This is a genomic window from Vibrio phycocola (assembly GCF_053850235.1).
This window is the reverse complement of record NZ_JBSQDJ010000023.1, coordinates 1-19,461: the sequence shown is the minus strand read 5'-3', so window position 1 is coordinate 19,461 and position 19,461 is coordinate 1. Positions and strand designations below refer to the sequence as shown.

Annotated in this window: 20 protein-coding genes and 3 tRNA genes; 20 read left to right on the top strand and 3 right to left on the bottom strand. The window is 42.0% G+C overall.

Annotated elements, in window-relative coordinates:
* Positions 1-140 precede the first annotated feature (140 nt).
* The 3 genes from ACWU4D_RS19270 (at position 141) to ACWU4D_RS19260 (ending at position 437) form a co-directional block, all read left to right on the top strand.
* Positions 141-217 (top strand) — tRNA-Met (locus ACWU4D_RS19270).
* Between the two features lie 18 nt (positions 218-235).
* Positions 236-311: transfer RNA gene (locus ACWU4D_RS19265), tRNA-Gly, on the top strand.
* 49 nt (positions 312-360) lie between these two features.
* Positions 361-437: transfer RNA gene (locus ACWU4D_RS19260), tRNA-Met, on the top strand.
* Between the two features lie 525 nt (positions 438-962).
* Here the strand turns inward: ACWU4D_RS19260 and queG are convergent.
* On the bottom strand, positions 963-2,075 hold the full coding sequence (queG, locus tag ACWU4D_RS19255; RefSeq protein ID WP_456053068.1) for a tRNA epoxyqueuosine(34) reductase QueG: 1,113 nt from the start codon (positions 2,073-2,075) through the stop codon (positions 963-965).
* Positions 2,076-2,283: 208 nt separating this feature from the next.
* Here queG and tsaE point away from each other — a divergent pair, with 208 nt between their 5' ends.
* From tsaE to ACWU4D_RS19210, 9 genes are all read left to right on the top strand, one after another.
* Entirely contained in the window at positions 2,284-2,745 is a 462-nt protein-coding gene (tsaE, locus tag ACWU4D_RS19250) for a tRNA (adenosine(37)-N6)-threonylcarbamoyltransferase complex ATPase subunit type 1 TsaE (RefSeq protein ID WP_456053065.1), read from the top strand.
* On the top strand, positions 2,742-4,703 hold the full coding sequence (locus ACWU4D_RS19245; RefSeq protein WP_456053064.1) for a LysM peptidoglycan-binding domain-containing protein: 1,962 nt from the start codon (positions 2,742-2,744) through the stop codon (positions 4,701-4,703). Before tsaE ends, ACWU4D_RS19245 begins: the two co-directional genes overlap by 4 nt.
* 3 nt (positions 4,704-4,706) lie before the next feature.
* Positions 4,707-6,626 carry a DNA mismatch repair endonuclease MutL gene (gene mutL / locus ACWU4D_RS19240; protein ID WP_456053067.1) on the top strand — a complete coding sequence of 640 codons (1,920 nt, stop codon included), beginning with the start codon at positions 4,707-4,709 and terminating at the stop codon, positions 6,624-6,626.
* Positions 6,623-7,555 (top strand): tRNA (adenosine(37)-N6)-dimethylallyltransferase MiaA, encoded by a 933-nt coding sequence (gene miaA, locus ACWU4D_RS19235; RefSeq protein WP_456053063.1) that lies wholly within the window; start codon positions 6,623-6,625, stop codon positions 7,553-7,555. Before mutL ends, miaA begins: the two co-directional genes overlap by 4 nt.
* Positions 7,556-7,747: 192 nt before the next feature.
* Positions 7,748-8,005: an RNA chaperone Hfq gene (gene hfq, locus ACWU4D_RS19230; RefSeq protein WP_456053062.1), complete on the top strand. Its 258-nt coding sequence runs from the start codon at positions 7,748-7,750 to the stop codon at positions 8,003-8,005.
* Positions 8,006-8,052: 47 nt separating this feature from the next.
* Positions 8,053-9,342, top strand: coding sequence for a ribosome rescue GTPase HflX (gene hflX / locus ACWU4D_RS19225; protein WP_456053061.1), 1,290 nt, complete (start codon positions 8,053-8,055; stop codon positions 9,340-9,342).
* Between the two features lie 45 nt (positions 9,343-9,387).
* Positions 9,388-10,584: an FtsH protease activity modulator HflK gene (gene hflK, locus ACWU4D_RS19220; RefSeq protein ID WP_456053060.1), complete on the top strand. Its 1,197-nt coding sequence runs from the start codon at positions 9,388-9,390 to the stop codon at positions 10,582-10,584.
* A gap of 2 nt (positions 10,585-10,586) precedes the next feature.
* On the top strand, positions 10,587-11,570 hold the full coding sequence (hflC, locus tag ACWU4D_RS19215) for a protease modulator HflC (RefSeq protein ID WP_456053059.1): 984 nt from the start codon (positions 10,587-10,589) through the stop codon (positions 11,568-11,570).
* A gap of 83 nt (positions 11,571-11,653) precedes the next feature.
* Entirely contained in the window at positions 11,654-11,842 is a 189-nt protein-coding gene (locus tag ACWU4D_RS19210) for a DUF2065 domain-containing protein (protein ID WP_456053058.1), read from the top strand.
* A 23-nt stretch (positions 11,843-11,865) separates the two neighbouring features.
* Here ACWU4D_RS19210 and ACWU4D_RS19205 read toward each other — a convergent pair whose 3' ends face one another.
* Positions 11,866-12,093, bottom strand: coding sequence for a SlyX family protein (locus tag ACWU4D_RS19205; protein WP_456053066.1), 228 nt, complete (start codon positions 12,091-12,093; stop codon positions 11,866-11,868).
* An 8-nt stretch (positions 12,094-12,101) separates the two neighbouring features.
* Positions 12,102-13,079 carry a WD40 repeat domain-containing protein gene (locus ACWU4D_RS19200; protein WP_456053057.1) on the bottom strand — a complete coding sequence of 326 codons (978 nt, stop codon included), beginning with the start codon at positions 13,077-13,079 and terminating at the stop codon, positions 12,102-12,104.
* A gap of 139 nt (positions 13,080-13,218) precedes the next feature.
* Here ACWU4D_RS19200 and fkpA point away from each other — a divergent pair, with 139 nt between their 5' ends.
* From fkpA to fusA, 8 genes are all read left to right on the top strand, one after another.
* Positions 13,219-13,998, top strand: coding sequence for an FKBP-type peptidyl-prolyl cis-trans isomerase (fkpA, locus tag ACWU4D_RS19195; RefSeq protein ID WP_456053056.1), 780 nt, complete (start codon positions 13,219-13,221; stop codon positions 13,996-13,998).
* A 202-nt stretch (positions 13,999-14,200) separates the two neighbouring features.
* Entirely contained in the window at positions 14,201-14,914 is a 714-nt protein-coding gene (locus ACWU4D_RS19190; RefSeq protein ID WP_456053055.1) for a helix-turn-helix transcriptional regulator, read from the top strand.
* Positions 14,915-14,916: 2 nt separating this feature from the next.
* Complete coding sequence (gene tusD / locus ACWU4D_RS19185) at positions 14,917-15,309, top strand: sulfurtransferase complex subunit TusD (protein WP_456053054.1); 393 nt, start codon at positions 14,917-14,919, stop codon at positions 15,307-15,309.
* Positions 15,306-15,662: a sulfurtransferase complex subunit TusC gene (tusC, locus tag ACWU4D_RS19180; protein ID WP_456053053.1), complete on the top strand. Its 357-nt coding sequence runs from the start codon at positions 15,306-15,308 to the stop codon at positions 15,660-15,662. Before tusD ends, tusC begins: the two co-directional genes overlap by 4 nt.
* A 14-nt stretch (positions 15,663-15,676) precedes the next feature.
* Positions 15,677-15,955 (top strand): sulfurtransferase complex subunit TusB, encoded by a 279-nt coding sequence (gene tusB / locus ACWU4D_RS19175; protein WP_456053052.1) that lies wholly within the window; start codon positions 15,677-15,679, stop codon positions 15,953-15,955.
* A 171-nt stretch (positions 15,956-16,126) separates the two neighbouring features.
* The gene (gene rpsL, locus ACWU4D_RS19170; RefSeq protein WP_456053051.1) at positions 16,127-16,501 is read left to right on the top strand and encodes a 30S ribosomal protein S12; all 375 of its coding nucleotides are present in this window, start codon (positions 16,127-16,129) and stop codon (positions 16,499-16,501) included.
* Between the two features lie 105 nt (positions 16,502-16,606).
* The gene (rpsG, locus tag ACWU4D_RS19165) at positions 16,607-17,077 is read left to right on the top strand and encodes a 30S ribosomal protein S7 (protein ID WP_456053050.1); all 471 of its coding nucleotides are present in this window, start codon (positions 16,607-16,609) and stop codon (positions 17,075-17,077) included.
* Between the two features lie 84 nt (positions 17,078-17,161).
* Positions 17,162-19,261, top strand: a complete 2,100-nt coding sequence (gene fusA / locus ACWU4D_RS19160; protein ID WP_456053049.1) for an elongation factor G — start codon at positions 17,162-17,164, stop codon at positions 19,259-19,261.
* The last annotated feature ends 200 nt before the right edge of the window (positions 19,262-19,461 follow it).

The following is a 19,461-nucleotide window of genomic DNA, read 5'->3' as shown; positions in this document are numbered from 1 at the left end:
GGATGGAGCAGCTTGGTAGCTCGTCGGGCTCATAACCCGAAGGTCGTAGGTTCAAATCCTGCTCCCGCAACCAATTTTCATTAAGAACTTAAAGATTTAAAAACATTATTGTCAGTATTACCAAGGACAATAATTACGGACGCGGGATGGAGCAGCTTGGTAGCTCGTCGGGCTCATAACCCGAAGGTCGTAGGTTCAAATCCTGCTCCCGCAACCAATTTCTACAAGATTAAATGCGACACTAGCTCAGTTGGTAGAGCGCAACCTTGCCAAGGTTGAGGTCACGAGTTCGAACCTCGTGTGTCGCTCCAATTTTCAAAAAACATTATTGTCGGCATTACCAAGGACAATAATTACGGACGCGGGATGGAGCAGTTTGGTAGCTCGTCGGGCTCATAACCCGAAGGTCGTAGGTTCAAATCCTGCTCCCGCAACCAATTTCTTATAGAAACAATTCAACAGAATATTCACGCTCTTTGTCCTCATATTCAATCAGTATTACTTCAACGCATATTAATAATTATTAATTGAGTTACTGTATTACGTTCTTATTATATCCATATTCGTCACACCCCTGATAGATAAAGGGATAGAGCTTTTGTAATATTTGTAATCAACAGAGTTATCCACAAAAAAAATCTGTGGATAACTCTGTTTATAATCTGTATTTTAGATAACTTGTGATCTGCGTAACAAAAGATCGTACAGGTAATTAAATCTTGATCTGAACACGTAAAAAATCATAACCTGTTGCTTTTTATGACTTTTTTTATTTTTTGTGATTTCTATCTAGATCTAAACGGGATCGTTTGTCAATAGTTCTTTGATCTTTATATTTAATTATTAATGTGGCTAACTTTTTTTAAGGCTCAGTGTTTTATCATTATTATGTACTTTGTCCACACGGCTGGTTTTTGGTAATGGCATTAAAGTAAAAAGCACTTTTTCAGCCACATTCATAGCTACGCATCTCTAGGTAGGCCTTTCTCAATAATTCTAATTAGCCGGAGGTGTTTTCCATTTCTGTTGTTCTCCGTTTCATGGAGTTGATGGAGTGCCCAGCGAATGTGTTCATCAATAAGTTCGTTTATTCCCAGTCTTTGTTTTAACGCATTTATGCTACGTTCAGAACTTGGCCCATTTCCGATTGCGATGGCAATATTGCGCAACCACTGATTATGGCCGATTCGGCGAATTGGCGAGCCTTGTAACTGGTTTAAGAACGTCTCTTCATCCCACATAAATAGATCGACTAAATCCGGTGTATTAAAAATAGCGCGACGTTTAAAGTCATCTTGCTTCGTTAATGGAGCATCTCGATTCCAAGGACAGACTAGTTGGCAATCATCACAGCCGTAAATGCGGTTTCCTATCGCCTTACGATACTCCTCGGGAATTGAACCCGAATATTCGATAGTAAGATAAGAGATGCACTTTCTTGAATCGACGACACCTTCTGCGACGATAGCTCCCGTAGGGCAAGATGTAATGCATGCTGTGCACTTTCCACATTGGTTAGTACTTGGTTCATCAATGGGTAATGGAATATTTACCATCAACTCCCCAAGAAAAAACCAAGATCCGGCTTCTTGGTCGAGTATCAAGGAGTGTTTCCCAGTCCATCCCAATCCTGCACGTTGAGCTAAAGGACGCTCCAAAACGGGCGCAGAATCAACGAATGGGCGACAGTTAAGTTCGGAATATTCTTCTTGGATTTTATTTCCAAGTTTTTTTAGCTGATTTCTAACCAGTTTGTGGTAATCACGCCCCAAAGAATAACGACTGATATAGGCGTGGGAAGGAGTATTTAGTGTACTTGCAAAACGGGCCTGAGGTGGAAGGTATTGCATTCGTGCGCTAATCACTCTAATAGTGCCAGGCAGGAGCTCTCCGGGACGTGCACGCATCATGCCGTGACGAGCCATCCAATCCATCTCGCCGTGATAACCTGAATCTAACCAGTGTTGTAATTCAGCTTCATGCTCGTTTAAATCAATATCACTGATCCCGACTTTGTCGAATCCGAGTTCTTTAGCCCAAATCTTTATTTTGTCTGCTAATTCCTGATAATTGATCATGTGACGATCTTAATACTCTCGGATTAAAAAAGGGTGCGAATATTATCGGATATTTATACTAGGATCTAGGTAAAGCCGTTTATGATCCTCGATAACAGATAAATATTTGTAAATTTTCTTTGCCTTTGTACAAGAATGCTTGTGCTGATGATCGAACCCAGTTTACTATTTCGCCTCTTTAGTTTGTAGTAGAGAGTTTTATTTGATGACCAGTAAATCCATATTCCTTAAAGATGAAGAAGCCACCATCGAATTAGGCAATGCACTGGCTGGTTTGTGTACACAAAGTACCACCTTGTATCTTTATGGCGATCTAGGGGCAGGAAAAACTACCTTTAGTCGTGGTTTTATTAGAAGGTTAGGTCATCAGGGCAATGTTAAAAGTCCAACTTATACTATAGTTGAACCTTATCAATTAGAGTCTTGGGAAGTGTATCATTTCGACCTTTATCGGTTATCTGATCCTGAAGAGCTAGAATTTATGGGTGTTCGTGATTACTTTTCTCCCCAGTCTATTTGTATTGTCGAATGGCCTGAAAAAGGGGAAGGCGTTCTTCCTTTGCCAGATCTTGATATTATAATTCGTTACCGCGACCAACAGAGAGTCGCTGAATTAACCGCACACAGTGCCTATGGGAAAGTCTTATTGTGTCAGTTGACGTTATGAAAAATTTTAAACAAATAATCTCCAGTTTTACTCTGTTCATTCTTATATTGGCTTGCATGCCTTCTTTTTCTGCGAGCGCAAACACTTTAAAAGGCGTTCGAGTATGGCCAGCGCCAGATGAAACTCGTGTAGTGATCGACCTTAATAATGAATCTCACTACAGTTATTTTTCGCTATCAAATCCACAACGTTTAGTCGTCGATATTTTAGATATATCCAATAAAGTTAAATTACCAATTGATACCGCTAAGAGTCCGATTTTAAAAAAAATTCGCCTTAGCACCCCAAAAGATGATACTTCGCTCCGTTTGGTATTTGATTTAACTAAACCCGCTGAAACCGAAGTGTTTAAGCTGGCTCCAACACCAAATGGTGAGTATGGGCACCGTTTAGTGATTGATATCGCGCACCCAAACAAAAACTCAAACGATAAAGTATCTAGCACCGTATCATCAGCCAATACGACTAATTCGAACAGTGTCGCTAGAGATGCGTCTCAGTATATTGGACAAGATGATGTAATCGTGGCTATTGATGCAGGTCATGGTGGTGAAGATCCTGGCTCAATTGGCCCTGGTGGAAACTACGAAAAAAATGCCACTTTAGCTATTTCAAAGAAACTTGCTGCCAAATTGAATGCAATTTCTGGCGTGAAAGCGGTATTAACTCGGACCGGGGACTACTTCGTTCGGTTAAATAAGCGATCAGATATTGCTCGAAAAAATAAAGCACATTTACTCGTTTCCATTCACGCTGACGCATTTGAAACACCGCAACCTCGTGGGGCTTCAGTATTTGTATTGAATACTCGTCGTGCGAATACGGAAATATCTAAGTGGGTTGAAAATCATGAACGCCAATCGGAGTTACTAGGCGGAGCGGGGCAGGTTCTGGCTAAAAACAATAGCGACCCTAATGTAAGTCAAACATTATTGGATCTTCAATTTAGCCATTCACAAAAAGAAGGTTACAAATTAGCTAAAGACATTTTGTCGGAAATTGGGAAAGTGGCATATTTGCATAAAAAGAGCCCGGTAAATGCCAGTCTAGCGGTTCTTAAGTCTCCTGATATTCCTTCAGTTCTTGTTGAAACTGGGTTTATCTCTAATCCAAAAGAAGAAAAGTTACTCTTTAGCCGTCTTCATCAGGATAAACTTGCCAACTCAATGACAAAGGCGATAGTCCAATATTTTGATGATAACCCACCGGAAGGGACGTTGTTTGCCGCACGTAAAAAAGCGACAAAACATGTGGTCAAATCGGGTGAATCATTGTCGATAGTGGCTAAGCGTTACGGAACGAGCGTTGATCGATTACTTGAAACCAACAAATTGAAGTCAACGACGTTACGAGTTGGGCAAGTATTGCTTGTTGGTGGCACATCATCTCCTTCTATTTCGACGCCAAATAGTCAAGTCATTGAAAATAAAGTGATAATCCACACAGTCAAGCCTGGTGAATACCTTGGTCAACTTGCGACTCGTTACAATGTTAGTGTCACCTCGATCAAACAACAGAACAAATTGAAATCGTCAGTATTAAAAGTGGGTCAAAAACTAAAAATAACCACAAAAGTAAGCAGGATAGTTACACAGAAAAAGCCTGTGAATATTGCACCTGTGAAAACAACTAAAGTGGTAACCCACTCGGTTAAGCCTGGAGAGTACCTTGGTCAACTCGCGACTCGTTATGATGTAAGTGTTGCGTCGATTAAGCAACAGAATAAGCTGAAGTCTTCGGTACTGAAAGTCGGCCAAAAGCTGAAAATAACGACAAATAAAGGCGTTGTAACACCATCAAAACCAGCACCATTACGAAAATATAAAGTGCGCCGTGGGGACTTTCTTAGCAAAATCGCAAGTCGATTTAATGTCAGTGTGAATTCATTGCGAGCAACGAATAAGCTCAGAACTGACCGATTACTTGTCGACCAAGTGCTACTTATTCCGGAAAAATAAATGATGCCCATACAGATATTACCTGCTCGATTAGCAAACCAAATAGCCGCAGGTGAAGTGGTCGAGCGACCCGCATCTGTCGTCAAAGAATTAGTTGAAAATAGCCTCGACTCTGGTGCTACACGTATCGATATTGATATCGAAAAAGGTGGTGTAAAGCTGATACGTGTTAGGGATAACGGGTCTGGAATCGCCAAAGATGAATTAACACTCGCATTAAGTCGTCATGCAACCTCGAAAATTCATACGCTCGATGATCTTGAAGCCATCGTTAGTTTAGGATTTCGTGGGGAAGCGCTTGCCAGTATAAGTTCAGTCTCTAGACTCACTTTAACTTCAAGGACGCCGACTCAAGAACAAGCGTGGTTAGCGTATTGTGAAGGTCGTGACATGGATGTGAGCCTAAAACCAACGGCACATCCTATTGGTACCACCATTGAAGTTCTCGATCTGTTCTTTAACACACCGGCACGCCGAAAGTTCCTGCGTACTGAAAAAACCGAATTCAGCCATATTGATGAGTTGTTAAAGCGAATTGCGTTAAGTCGATTTGATGTGTCGATTACATTACGCCACAACGGATCAGTAGTACGGCAATATCGAGCAAGTACAACTGATGCGCAAATCGAGAAGAGAATCGCAACCGCTTGTGGTACGCAATTTGTTCGTCATATGCTCAAAGTCGAGCTCGAACACCAAGGGTTAAAGTTGCATGGTTGGATTGTTGATCCTCACGGAGCTCGCCAGCAGAGCGATTGGCAATACTGTTATGTGAATGGGCGAATGATGAAAGATAAACTCATCAATCACGCGATTCGTCAAAGTTACGAAAATAGCCTTCGTCCCGACCAGTATCCGGCATACGTGATTTATATTGAGATCGATCCTCATCACGTCGATGTTAATGTGCACCCAGCAAAACACGAAGTGCGATTCCACCAGGCGAGACTTGTTCACGATTTTATTTATCAAGCATTAACGAGTGCGCTAGCGGAAGCTGAGTATATCGAGCAACCCGCTCAGAATGAGGCGGCATTTCACTACTCAAACGACGACGCATCATCATCTCAACCAACGACAGAGTTAGACAATACGCCGACTTACCCTCGACAAGCTAAGCGTGAATTTACTGATCATATCGCAGAGGGAAACCGCAAGCCTCGCTCGCCAGAGCTAAAAGATAAAAATCAGTACCGCTATCAACCCGAAAAAGCACCAAGCCAGAAACAAGTGAGTGCCTATAAGGCATTGATGCAGACTGAAGTTGATGACGTGGTTGCAAAGCCGTTAGTATTGCCTTCGACTGGATCAAACTCGACGGCTGCGAATCACGAACCTTGCAAAGGTAGTGCACCAATTACCGAGATTGGAAAAGCGGTGACTATCGTCGAGGGTTGTTTTTTACTCGTTCAATCGACCCCGAACCCTTGCTTGATTTCCCTTCATCGAGCTCAGTGGCTAAGGACAAGGAAGCAACTAGATTCAACCAAACAGGATCTTCTGTCTCAGCCTTTGCTTATTCCATTGACCTTTACGGTTACTGAGGAAGAACGGAAGGTTTTTGATCAGCTTATAGAGTCATGTTCTCACTTAGGTATTGAGATTACGTTGCGACCAAGTCGAAAAGTGATGGTGATGAGTGTTCCTCAACCATTACGCCAACAAAATTTACAAAAGCTGTTACCAAACCTGATCTCCTACGCGGCTTCTCAGGTACTTACTCAGTCAGAGCAACATATCGATTTGTTGGCGGATTGGCTGACAAATCATATTGTTGCTGAACAAAGCACGTATACTTTATCAGAAGCCATTCAACTTATTGCGGAACTTGAACAGCTTTGGGAGGGTCTATTACCATTAGATGATCTTAAGCTTATTCGACAAGTTGATTTTTCATCGACCATAACGGCATTACATTCATGACTAAACCATTACCACTTGCCATTTTTTTGATGGGCCCTACCGCTTCAGGAAAAACGGATTTGGCGATCCGGCTGCGACAGGCGTTCCCCGTAGACATTATTAGTGTTGATTCCGCGCTTATCTATAAAGGAATGGATATTGGTACTGCGAAACCAAGTCAGAAAGAGTTGGATTTAGCACCGCATCGGTTAATTAATATTCTTGATCCTACCGAAGCTTATTCAGCGGCAGAATTTCGGCGAGACGCCTTGAAAGAGATGGAAGAGATTGTTGCAAAAGGGCGGATTCCATTGCTTGTTGGTGGAACGATGTTGTACTACAAAGCGCTATTGGAAGGCCTTTCACCTTTACCTAGCGCTGATGCGACGATTAGACAACAGATTGAGGAAGAAGCGTTAACTCATGGGTGGCAATATTTGCATGATGCATTAGCGGAAATTGATCCTATTTCGGCAAAGAGAATACACCCAAATGATCCGCAAAGGTTAACGCGTGCATTGGAAGTTTATCGAATTTCGGGTAAAACTCTTACTGAGTTAACTCAAGTGAAAGGCGAGGGGCTCCCTTATCGAGTCGAACAGTTTGCGATTGCTCCCAACGATCGCAAAGAGTTACATCGTCGTATTGAACTGCGATTTAACCGTATGATTGAGTCTGGATTTGTGAATGAAGTGAAGGATCTTCACAATCGAGGTGATCTTCACCCAGATTTACCTTCTATTCGCTGTGTTGGATATCGCCAAGTGTGGGATTATCTAGATGGAACGACTACTTTAGAAGATGCTGTTTTTCGCGGTGTGTGTGCCACTCGCCAGTTGGCCAAACGTCAAATTACATGGCTAAGAGGCTGGGATGAGTTGATGTGGCTCGATAGCGAGGATATCGATCAGGCATTTGAATTAGTGTCAAAAACAATAGCCTCCAACTGAGATGGCTGTGTATAATAGCATTGCTTAAGTTAGGAATTTCGTAGGAGTTCTTTCATTTTTTTACCCCGTTGTTAATTTTTTATACAACATTAGGGTAGTTTTAACTCGTGTTGTATAGTTGCAAATACGAACTAAACTCAAAGCACCAATAGCTAAATAAATTATTAAAAATACAAAATAAGGAAAATAAAAATGGCTAAAGGACAATCTTTACAAGACCCATTCTTGAATGCACTACGTCGTGAGCGCATTCCTGTTTCAATTTACCTTGTGAACGGTATTAAGCTTCAAGGGCAAATCGAATCTTTTGATCAATTTGTGATCCTTTTGAAGAATACTGTGAGCCAAATGGTTTATAAGCATGCGATTTCTACCGTTGTGCCTGCTCGTGCGGTTAGTCATCATACAGCCGATCGCCCGCAAGAGCGTACAGAGAAATCAGAAGATTAAGTTTTTGCATATAAGTATTAAACGTATGATATTGAGGAGTTGGTTGCTTGTTTGACCGTTATGAAGCCGGTGAACGAGCCATACTTGTTCATATAAATTTTACGCAAGAATGTGAATGGGACGATCTGGCAGAGTGTCAGATGCTTGTCTCTTCTGCGGGTGTTGAAACGTTGCAAGTTGTTACGGGCAGTCGTCAAGCACCACATTCTAAATATTATGTTGGTGAAGGCAAAGCTCAAGAAATTGCCCAAGCAGTTCGTTATTCTGAAGCCGATGTGGTTATATTTAACCACGCACTTTCACCCGCTCAAGAGCGTAATTTAGAACAATTATGTGAATGTCGAGTGATTGATCGTACTGGACTTATTCTGGATATTTTTGCTCAGCGAGCGCGTACTTATGAAGGTAAACTTCAAGTCGAGCTTGCTCAATTAAGGCATCTTTCAACGCGATTAATTCGGGGCTGGACGCACTTAGAGAGGCAAAAAGGTGGAATCGGTCTACGTGGGCCTGGTGAAACTCAGCTCGAGACAGACCGTCGTTTGTTGCGGGATCGTATCAAAGCGATATTGCGTCGACTTGCAAAAGTATCGAAGCAGCGTGAACAAGGACGACGAGCGCGAAATCGAGCGGAAATACCCACCATTTCCTTGGTGGGCTATACTAACGCAGGGAAATCTACACTATTTAATCAAATCACTGATGCCAACGTTTATGCCGCGGATCAACTGTTTGCGACACTCGATCCGACTTTACGAAAAATTGAGCTGGAAGATGTTGGACTAGCGATACTTGCAGATACCGTTGGTTTTATTCGCCATCTTCCCCATGATTTAGTTGCCGCATTTAAGGCAACGTTACAAGAAACTCAAGAAGCTGACATTTTGTTACATGTTGTTGATGCCAGTGATGAGCGTTTTCGTGAGAATATGGACGCTGTAGATACGGTATTGTCTGAGATTGACGCCGGTGATGTTCCCGTATTGTTGGTGATGAATAAAATTGACAGCATGGATCATCAGGAACCTCGAGTGGAATATGATGATGAAGGGGTTCCAGTTTGTGTATGGGTGTCAGCAATGCAAGGCCTGGGCATGGAAGAATTATTCCAAGCTTTATCTAAGCGTCTTGCGGTACAAGTTGTAGAACATCAATTACGAATTCCTCCTGAGTATCAAGGTCGACTTCGTAGTTTATTTTACCAATCAATGGCAATTCAGCAGGAAGAATATGACGACGAAGGTAATTTGTTAATTAATATTCGTATGCAGGAATCAGATTGGTATAAACTAGAGAAAAGAGAGAGCGTAGTTTTTCGTGACTTTATAGTTGCTTAAAGGACTGCTAAATTAGAACGTCATAGCAAATGATGGAGATTACTGATGGCGTGGAATGAGCCTGGTAATAACGGTAACAACGACAACAACGGACCAGAAAAAGACCCTTGGGGTAATAAAGATGGACGTGGTGGTCGAGATCAAGGTCCACCTGATTTGGATGAAGTATTTAACAAATTAAGTCAGAAATTGGGTGGTAAATTTGGCAAGAAAGGTGGAAGTGGACCTTCGTTTTCAGGTGGCAGTGCTATCGGCTTTGGTGTCGTAGCTGCAATTGCCGTCGCTATTTGGTTCTTTTCCGGTTTCTATACTGTTGGTGAAGCAGAGCGTGGCGTTGTGCTTCGTCTAGGTAAATATGACCGAGTGGTAGAGCCTGGTCTAAACTGGCGTCCTCGTTTTTTCGACGAAGTGACATCAGTGGATGTAGAATCGATTCGTTCTTTACGTGCGACTGGACTCATGTTGACCAAAGATGAAAACGTTGTAACGGTTGGAATGGACGTGCAATACCGTGTTTCTGATCCTTACAAATACCTTTTCCAAGTAACGAATGCTGATGACAGTTTACGTCAAGCAACTGATTCAGCGTTGCGTGCCGTTATCGGTGATTCGTTGATGGACAGTATTCTGACAAGTGGTCGTCAACAGATTCGTCAAAGTACACAAGAAACGTTAGATTCTATCATCGATAAATACGATATGGGGTTAGTACTCGTTGATGTTAACTTCCAATCAGCTCGTCCGCCTGAGCAAGTAAAAGATGCATTTGATGATGCTATCGCTGCACGAGAAGATGAAGAACGTTTTGTTCGTGAAGCAGAAGCTTATGAAAATGAAATCTTGCCTAAAGCAACAGGTCGTGCTGAACGTTTGAAGAAAGAAGCGCATGGTTATAGCGAACGTGTTCGCAATGAAGCATTAGGTCAAGTATCTCAGTTTGCTAAGTTACTTCCTGAATATAAAGCTGCACCAGGTGTAACTCGTGATCGTTTATATTTGGATACTATGGAACAAGTTTATTCTAGTTCATCTAAGGTTTTGATCGATTCGAAATCCAGTGGCAACCTTCTTTACTTACCAGTCGACAAATTGGCTGGGCAGCTAGGTGGAACACCGACGCAGCGTGATTTGAAGTCGTCACCACTATACGATCATATTGAATTAGAATCGGAATTAAATACCAATGTGAGCAACGGTACTGATGTTTCATCTCGTTCAACAACACGTCAAGGGAGATACTAAGAATGCGTAAGTTATTTGTCCCTGTGATTGCGATTGGGTTGATTATTATTTTGATGTCACTGTTCGTTATTCCTGAAGGGGAGCGCGGAATGGTGGTTCGTTTTGGTCGATTACTTAAAGATCCGAACAGCGACATGGCTCATATTTATGAACCAGGTTTGCATTTTAAGATGCCGATATTCGATCGAGTTAAGCGTCTTGACGCTCGAATTCAAACGATGGACGGGCGTTCAGACCGTTTTGTTACCTCAGAGAAAAAAGATGTCATCATCGATTCATACGTTAAATGGCGTATCGAAGACTTTGGTCAATACTATCTTTCGACTGGTGGTGGTAACTCGTTAACCGCTCAAGCGCTTTTAGAACGTAAAGTGACAGATGTTCTACGTTCAGAAATTGGTGCTCGTGAAATTAAGCAAATCGTTTCAGGCCCTCGTAACAAGGCGGTTCTACCGACTGGTACTGATGTTGATGAATTGACAACGGAAGCAGCGAGAGAAGCGTTAGAAATCGATGGTGAACGCGATCAAGTTATGGAAGAAGTACTTAAGAGTACTCGTACCAGCGCGATGAAAGATTTGGGTGTTTACGTTGTTGATTTTCGTATGAAAAAAATTAACTTACCTGATGAAATCAGTGAGTCGATTTACCAACGTATGAGAGCTGAGCGTAAATCTGTTGCAAGTAAGCACCGTTCTCAAGGTCGTGAGAAAGCTGAAATCATCCGAGCTCAAGCGGAACTTGAGGTCGCAACTATCTTGGCTGAAGCAGATAGAATCGCTCGAGTTACTCGTGGTGATGCGGATGCAGAAGCGGCTAAGATTTATACGAGTGAGTATAATAAAGATCCTGAGTTCTTTAGTTTCTTACGTTCACTAAAAGCGTACGAGAAATCGTTTAGTAGTAAGAGTGACATTTTGGTGTTGGATCCTAATAGTGAGTTCTTCAAATATATGAATGACGCACAAGGCTCTAGCGAAAAATAGACATTCTGGTTATGACGAAAGGCTCCTTCGGGAGCCTTTTTTGTTTTGCTAGTTACAATTAAACCCACTTTTAGGAAATGCTCATGTCACAATCAGTTTGGATCGCAATCGGCTTTGTACTGATTGTAGAGGGGTTAGGGCCGCTATTAGCACCGTCAGGTTGGCGAAAAATGATGCAGCAGCTCAGTCATCAGCAAGATCATGACTTACGCAGGCTCGGAGGGTGTTTAGTTGTTGCTGGCGTGGTTATTAGTTATGTTTTTCTACATTAATTTTTATGATTGCTACTAATCACTTAATAATGCGGAGGCGGTGTTTCTTCTGATGGATCAGCAAGGTTACTCGTGTTTAATGATTTTATTTTACTGACCATAAATACCATCTGTTCTTGTATCTTACTCAATTGAAGCTGCTGCTGGCTTAAAGCATCATTGAGTTCTTCAATAGTTTGTTCCTGGAAAGCGATCTGACATTCCAAGTCATTAACTTTTACTTCTAGTTTTTTATCTTCGTTATCTGTCATGGGATTACTCATTCAAATTTCCAAGCCTCGGCAATTCCTGCAGAGGTTGCTGAAATGACTCGGCCGTCATTATCGAAAGCAGCATCATACACGACTGCGCGTGGAGGACGAGTATCTTTTGTTGGTGTCGCCTCGAAACTGTCCAATTTATTACCAGATTGTACTTGCCAAATGGTGACCTTGCTTGATGGTGTACCAGTAACAAGATACTTACCATCATCAGAGAAGCGTGCTGTTGAAAAAATAAGTTGGCGAGCAAAACTATTGAGCTGCGATAATTCTTCACCACGACTAATATCCCAAATTTTGGCTTGATTACCGCCATCGGAAGTAAATGCTAATTTTCCCTTTCTCTGGAGGGCAACTCTAACCACGCGTTGTTCATGCTCATAACTGCGGACAACCTGACCTGTTTGAGTGTCCCATAAATAAGCAAAATAGTCATTTCCGCCAGTTAAGGCATAACGGCCGTTGGCGGAAAGCGCTACAGTATTCACTTTTTCTTGATGGGCGAGGAACTCTAAGCGACGCCCATTGACTAAATCTAGATAAATGGCTTTACCATTGGATAAACCCATAAGAACTTGTTCGCCATCACTAGAAATATCGATATCACGAATCGTTCCGTCTGCAACGGACCAAAGCCCTGTAGCTTGAGACCATGCAAGATCCCAAACTGCAAAATTGTTGGTTCCGGCAGTAATGGCGTAGCGTTTATTATCTGAGATACGAATATGTTGAACTGGACTCGATTCCTGATCTAAAGCTCCTAGGTTTGCTAATTCTTTATTTTTTACCAAATCCCAAAGGCGAAGTTGTTGTTCTTGGGAAAATGTAATCGCGAACCGAGCATCACGACTCAAGCCAAAAGCAGTCGCACCAGATGGAGTTATCGACCATGTCTGATCTGGGGGCGCCGATAAAAAACAGCCATTTAACATAGCACTGACAACGGATATTATTAGGTAACGAGAAAATGTAAGCATCGGTTTAGATATCCACTTGAGTCTAAAGACAAACGAATCACATAAGGTTATATTGGTATAACAATCTATTGCGCGCCAATTCTTGTTGATGAATTGTGCGAAATAACGGTAGGTTTTCCTACCCATTCTGGAGAAATAAATGAAATCAATGTTTAAAGTGTCGCTACTAGCAGCAACAATTGCGTTAATGGCGGGATGTCAGGAAGAAGCGGCTGCCCCTGCAGAAGCTCCAGCGGTTGAAGCAGCTAAAACTGTTGAATTCAAAAATGATGATGAAAAAGTGGCTTATGCAATTGGTGTTTCTTTTGCAAATTACTTGGGCACTAGTTTAGATAAACCTAAAGAATTTGGTGTTGATTTAAGCAAAGAACTAGTGTTGAAAGGGATTGAGGATGCATTTGCTGAAAAGTCTTCATTGACAGAAGAAGAGATTCAAACAGCTCTACAAGATTTCGATACTCGCGTGAATGAATTAGCGACCGCTCAAGTTGAAGAGAAAGCAGCAGCCGCGAAAAAAGCGGGTGATGAATTCCGCGCAGAGTATGCAAAGAAAGATGGGGTAACTCAGACAGAATCTGGAATTTTATATCAAGTTCTAACAGAAGGTACTGGGGCTTCACCAGAAGCGAGCGATACAGTTGAAGTTCACTATAAAGGAACGTTGATTGACGGTACCCAATTTGACAGCTCTTACGATCGTAATGAGTCAGCGACCTTCCCTCTGGATCGCGTGATTCCTGGTTGGACAGAAGGTGTTCAACTAATGAAAGAAGGCTCTAAGTTTGAATTTGTCATTCCACCAGAGTTGGCTTACGGAGAAAATGATACGGGTACGATTCCACCGCATTCAACGTTAATATTTGAAGTTGAATTGCTTAAAGTCGTAAAACCGGAAGCACAACCTACTTCAGCAGAGTAAGCAAATTTAAATTAGCGTAAGATTTATTATGCTTATCTTCAAAAAAGCCTGAGTCTATCAGGCTTTTTTTGTATTTAATCCGATTAAATTGAGTTGGGAATTTGTTCTAAGTCACTTGATGACAATATTGCTGCTCATAACTTTAAAATTTTCTGATAAACTTACAGTAATTATTTGATAACTTGCATAAGGTTGGACGACAGTGACTACAACAGAAATGCTAAATGCAGAAATGCTGCTTGAATTGGAATCTGTCCATGTGAAACCATTTAGCGAGCACGATAAAATTATTCTTCATTCCTATGAAGCAGTAGTTGATGGTATTGCCAGTCTGATTGGTTCGTTTTGTGAAATCGTTCTACATTCATTAGAAGATCTCAATACTTCAGCGATTAAAATTGCAAATGGTGAGAATACTGGACGTCAGGTTGGTTCTCCAATTACAGATTTGGCGTTAAAAATGCTTCAAGATATTGAAGATTCAGAACGTAATTTTTCTCGTTCATATTTCACCCGAGCTAAGGGTGGAGTGTTGATGAAATCCATTACTATTGCAATCCGTAATGGGGACAACCGAGTTATTGGCTTATTGTGTATTAATGTGAATTTAGATGCGCCGTTCTCCGATGTACTAAGCTCATTTATGCCAACGCCAGAGGCCCAAGAAGCGGCATCGTCGGTGAATTTTGCTAGTGACGTCGAAGAATTGGTTGATCAAACCGTCGAACGAACCATTGAAGAAATTAATGCTGATAAATCGGTTTCGAATAATACTAAGAATCGTCAAATTGTTATGGCGCTGTTTGATAAAGGTATCTTTGATATTAAAGATGCGATTAACCGTGTTGCCGATCGCTTAAATATCTCTAAGCACACTGTTTATCTTTACATCCGCCAACGCAAAGTAGAAGAGTAAACGTGGCATTACGGTATACATTGGTGGTTAACGGTCCGATATATGGGACTCAAGCATCACGTAGTGCTTTTCAATTTGCTCAGGCATTAATTGAAAAAGGGCATCAATTAGTGAGTGTGTTCTTTTATCAAGCTGGCGTGACCAATGGAACTCGGTTAAGTGTTCCTGCGAATGATGAGTTTGACTTAGCGACAGCATGGCAGGAACTCGGTGCATTACATAATATCCAACTTGAGACATGCGTGGCCGCATCGTTACGGCGTGGAATGCTGAGTGAAAGCGAAGCAACACAACACCAGTTGAAAGGGGATAATCTTTCCGCGTCTTTTACTCAGGCCGGGTTAGGGAGTTTAGCGCAAGCTCTATTAACGCAAGATAGAGTGGTGCAGTTTTGAGAGCAGTAACATTCCTATTCCGAACGTCTCCTCATTCCACGAGTTCTGGTCGTGAAGGTATCGATGCTTTATTAGCAGCTTCGGCTTATAGTGAAGATTTATGCGCGATATTTATTGGCGATGGTGTCGCTCAATTGCTCGCGGGGCAAGAAACCGATGATATTCTGAGTAAACATTATGCGCCAATGTTTAAGCTTCTTGAGCTTTATGATGTTGAGCGGATTTATGTATGTGGTGAATCTATGAAAAAAATGGGATTGACCGTCGACCAATTGATTATTGAAGTTGAAGTTCTTGAACGACAAGCTATATCGCAGCGATTGCACGAAAGTGCCAAACTTCTTTCGTTTTAGTTAATGGTGTTTTCATGCTCCACATTGTAAAAAGTCAGCAAGCTATTCACGAACTTCTATCAAGTATTGAGCTTGGTGATACCGTGCTTTTAATTGAAGACTCGGTTTATCTTACAAACCCTAACCACCATTTGTATTCTCTTCTTACGAGCTTGAGCGACGTTGCTGCTCTGAGACCGGATGTTCATGCAAGGGGTTTAGCCAACCTCATCAGCCAGAGTATTACGCAGGTTAATTACGCTGAATTCGTCGAGCTAACTGTACGTCATCATTCTTCGTTAACCTGGGAATAAACCCATATTTTCAGAGGTTTAACTAATGGTTAGAAACTGATCGAAAAAAGATCAGTTTATTCCTTGACACATCCCCCACTGATGCATAGAATTTTGCGTCCCTATTTGTATGAAAATACATAGGTATAGATTTTTCACAAAGCTTATTTTAAGTAAATCAGGAGCTATTTAATGGCAACTATTAACCAGTTGGTTCGTAAGCCACGTGTAAAGCAAGTTGTTAAAACCAACGTGCCTGCACTGGAAGCGTGCCCACAAAAACGTGGTGTTTGTACTCGTGTTTACACGACAACACCTAAAAAACCTAACTCAGCACTTCGTAAAGTTTGTCGTGTTCGTTTGACAAACGGTTTCGAAGTTACTTCGTACATCGGTGGTGAAGGTCACAACCTTCAAGAGCACTCAGTTGTTCTTATCCGTGGTGGTCGTGTTAAAGACCTTCCGGGTGTACGTTACCACACAGTACGTGGTGCACTAGACTGTTCTGGCGTAAACAATCGTAAACAGTCTCGTTCTAAGTATGGTGTGAAGCGTCCTAAGTCTTAATATTTCTCTGTTGAAAGTTAAGTAAGGCCAAACATTTAATTAAATTATTAATTTGAAGAAACTTTAGAGTTTTGGATAACCTGAAGAAGACAACGGAGAATAACTATGCCACGTCGTCGCGTCATTAGTCAGCGCAAGATCCTTCCAGATCCTAAGTTCAAATCTGAACTGCTGGCAAAATTCGTTAACATCCTTATGGTTGACGGAAAAAAATCTACTGCAGAGAAAATTGTATACACTGCACTAGAAGCTATGGCTGAGAAATCTGGCCAAGATCACTTAGCTGTATTTGAACAAGCTCTTGAAAATGTTCGCCCTGGTGTCGAGGTTAAATCTCGTCGTGTGGGTGGTTCAACTTACCAAGTACCTGTAGAAGTACGTCCGATTCGTCGTAACGCACTTGCTATGCGTTGGTTGGTTGATGCTGCGCGTAAGCGTGGTGAAAAATCTATGGCTGCACGTCTAGCAGCAGAAATGCTAGATGCAGCAGAAAACAAAGGTTCTGCGGTTAAGAAACGTGAAGACGTTCACCGTATGGCTGACGCGAACAAAGCGTTCGCACATTACCGCTGGTAATAACGTCGGTAATACCTTTAGTGCTGCGAGTCTTCTCGCAGCACTTTGCTATTCTAAGGTTCACCTTAGTAAGAGGATACAATCGTGGCTCGTAAAACTCCTATCGAGCGTTACCGCAATATCGGTATTTGTGCTCATGTAGATGCCGGTAAGACAACCACTACTGAGCGTATTCTGTTTTATACAGGTCTTTCTCACAAAATAGGCGAAGTTCACGATGGTGCCGCGACCATGGATTGGATGGAGCAGGAACAAGAGCGTGGAATAACGATCACCTCTGCTGCAACCACTACATTCTGGCATGGCATGGAAACTCAGTTTCCGGAACATCGCATCAACATTATCGATACTCCTGGACACGTTGACTTCACGATTGAAGTAGAACGTTCATTACGCGTGCTCGATGGTGCTGTTGTTGTATTTTGTGGTTCTTCTGGTGTAGAACCTCAGTCAGAAACCGTATGGCGTCAAGCAGACAAATACCAAGTTCCAAGACTCGTATTTGTGAATAAAATGGACCGTACTGGTGCCGACTACCTGCGTGTAATCGATCAAATTAAACATCGTCTTGGTGCTAACCCTGTGCCACTTCAACTCAATATTGGGTCTGAAGAGGATTTCAAAGGTGTCATCGACCTGATCAAGATGAAAGCAATCAACTGGAACGAAGCCGATCAAGGCATGTCTTTCACTTATGAAGATATTCCAGAAGATATGCAAGATGAAGCTGAAGAGTGGCGCAACAACTTAGTTGAAGCAGCAGCTGAAGCGAATGAAGAATTGATGGATAAATACCTTGAAGAAGGTGAATTATCTGAAGAAGAAGTTAAACTCGGTCTTCGTATCCGTACTCTGAATAATGAGATAGTTCTCGCTACTTGCGGTAGTGCATTTAAGAACAAAGGAGTACAAGCGGTACTTGATGCTGTGATTGAATATCTTCCATCTCCAACTGACGTACCTGCAATTAAGGGAATCGGTCATGCGGACAAGGAAGTGGAGCGTCATGCCGATGATAAAGAACCGTTTGCTTCTTTAGCGTTTAAAATTGCGACAGACCCATTTGTTGGAACATTAACGTTTCTTCGAGTGTATTCAGGTGTCATTAGCACTGGTGATACCGTTTATAACTCGGTGAAGGAAAAAAGAGAACGTTTGGGCCGCATTGTACAAATGCATGCAAATAAGCGTGATGAAGTAAAAGAAATCCGAGCGGGTGATATTGCAGCGGCTGTAGGCCTAAAAGATGTCACTACGGGGGATACGTTGTGCGATCAGAACCACAAAGTGATTCTTGAACGTATGGAGTTTCCTGATCCCGTAATACAGATCGTTGTTGAGCCTCGCTCACAAGCTGATCAGGATAAAATGGCCATTGCACTAGGTAAATTAGCAATGGAAGATCCATCTTTCCATGTAGAAACGGATGATGAAACAGGTCAAACCTTGATTTCTGGAATGGGTGAACTACACCTAGATATCATTGTTGACCGAATGAAGCGTGAGTTCAGCGTTGACTGTAATGTTGGTAACCCTCAAGTTTCGTACCGTGAAAATATTCTTGGTACATCAAACGCTGAAGGTAAATTCATTCGCCAACCCGTTGGTGGAAAAGGTCAATATGGTCACGTTTGGCTTAAACTTGAACCTGCAGAAGTAGGAGATGGTTTAATCTTTATTGACGAAAGCGTTGGTGGAGTTATTCCTCAAGAATATATTGCTCCGATAGCGAAAGGTATCGAAGAGCAAATGAACAATGGTGTATTAGCTGGCTATCCAATTGTGGATATTAAGGTCACTTTATACGATGGTTCATTCCACGATGTTGACTCAAGTGAAGTAGCGTTTAAAATAGCGGCATCAATGGCGTTTAAGAAAGGGGTTATGGATGCTCAACCCGTTGTTCTTGAACCGCTAATGAAAGTTGAAGTAACCACACCGGAAGATTGGATGGGTGATGTTGTTGGCGATTTAAACCGTCGTCGCGGCATGATTGAAGGTATGGATGAGGGGCTAGCTGGCTTAAAAATCATTCATTCTAAAGTCCCATTATCGGAAATGTTTGGTTATGCAACTGCGTTGCGTTCTGCTACTCAAGGGCGTGCTTCTTACTCTATGGAGTTTGTTGAATACGCTGAAGTACCAAAGAATGTTGCCAATGCAATTATTGCAGAGCGCACTTAGTTGTTATCGATTAACAATGAATCTATTGCGCTAACGGAAGTTGACGCATAAAATAGCAATTTCTGGAGCTCCTCAAGATAAACGTTACTTGGGGTGAATCTTAACTAGGAAGGAACACGATCGTGTCTAAAGAAAAATTTGAACGTACGAAACCGCACGTAAACGTTGGTACTATCGGCCACGTTGACCACGGTAAAACA

Coding starts and splice junctions, on each gene's coding strand:
- tsaE (WP_456053065.1), top strand. CDS start 2,284: ATGACCAGTAAATCCATATTCCTTAAAGATGAAGAAGCCACCATCGAA.
- ACWU4D_RS19245 (WP_456053064.1), top strand. CDS start 2,742: ATGAAAAATTTTAAACAAATAATCTCCAGTTTTACTCTGTTCATTCTT.
- mutL (WP_456053067.1), top strand. CDS start 4,707: ATGCCCATACAGATATTACCTGCTCGATTAGCAAACCAAATAGCCGCA.
- miaA (WP_456053063.1), top strand. CDS start 6,623: ATGACTAAACCATTACCACTTGCCATTTTTTTGATGGGCCCTACCGCT.
- hfq (WP_456053062.1), top strand. CDS start 7,748: ATGGCTAAAGGACAATCTTTACAAGACCCATTCTTGAATGCACTACGT.
- hflK (WP_456053060.1), top strand. CDS start 9,388: ATGGCGTGGAATGAGCCTGGTAATAACGGTAACAACGACAACAACGGA.
- hflC (WP_456053059.1), top strand. CDS start 10,587: ATGCGTAAGTTATTTGTCCCTGTGATTGCGATTGGGTTGATTATTATT.
- ACWU4D_RS19210 (WP_456053058.1), top strand. CDS start 11,654: ATGTCACAATCAGTTTGGATCGCAATCGGCTTTGTACTGATTGTAGAG.
- ACWU4D_RS19205 (WP_456053066.1), bottom strand. CDS start 12,093: ATGACAGATAACGAAGATAAAAAACTAGAAGTAAAAGTTAATGACTTG.
- ACWU4D_RS19200 (WP_456053057.1), bottom strand. CDS start 13,079: ATGCTTACATTTTCTCGTTACCTAATAATATCCGTTGTCAGTGCTATG.
- fkpA (WP_456053056.1), top strand. CDS start 13,219: ATGAAATCAATGTTTAAAGTGTCGCTACTAGCAGCAACAATTGCGTTA.
- tusB (WP_456053052.1), top strand. CDS start 15,677: ATGCTCCACATTGTAAAAAGTCAGCAAGCTATTCACGAACTTCTATCA.
- rpsL (WP_456053051.1), top strand. CDS start 16,127: ATGGCAACTATTAACCAGTTGGTTCGTAAGCCACGTGTAAAGCAAGTT.
- rpsG (WP_456053050.1), top strand. CDS start 16,607: ATGCCACGTCGTCGCGTCATTAGTCAGCGCAAGATCCTTCCAGATCCT.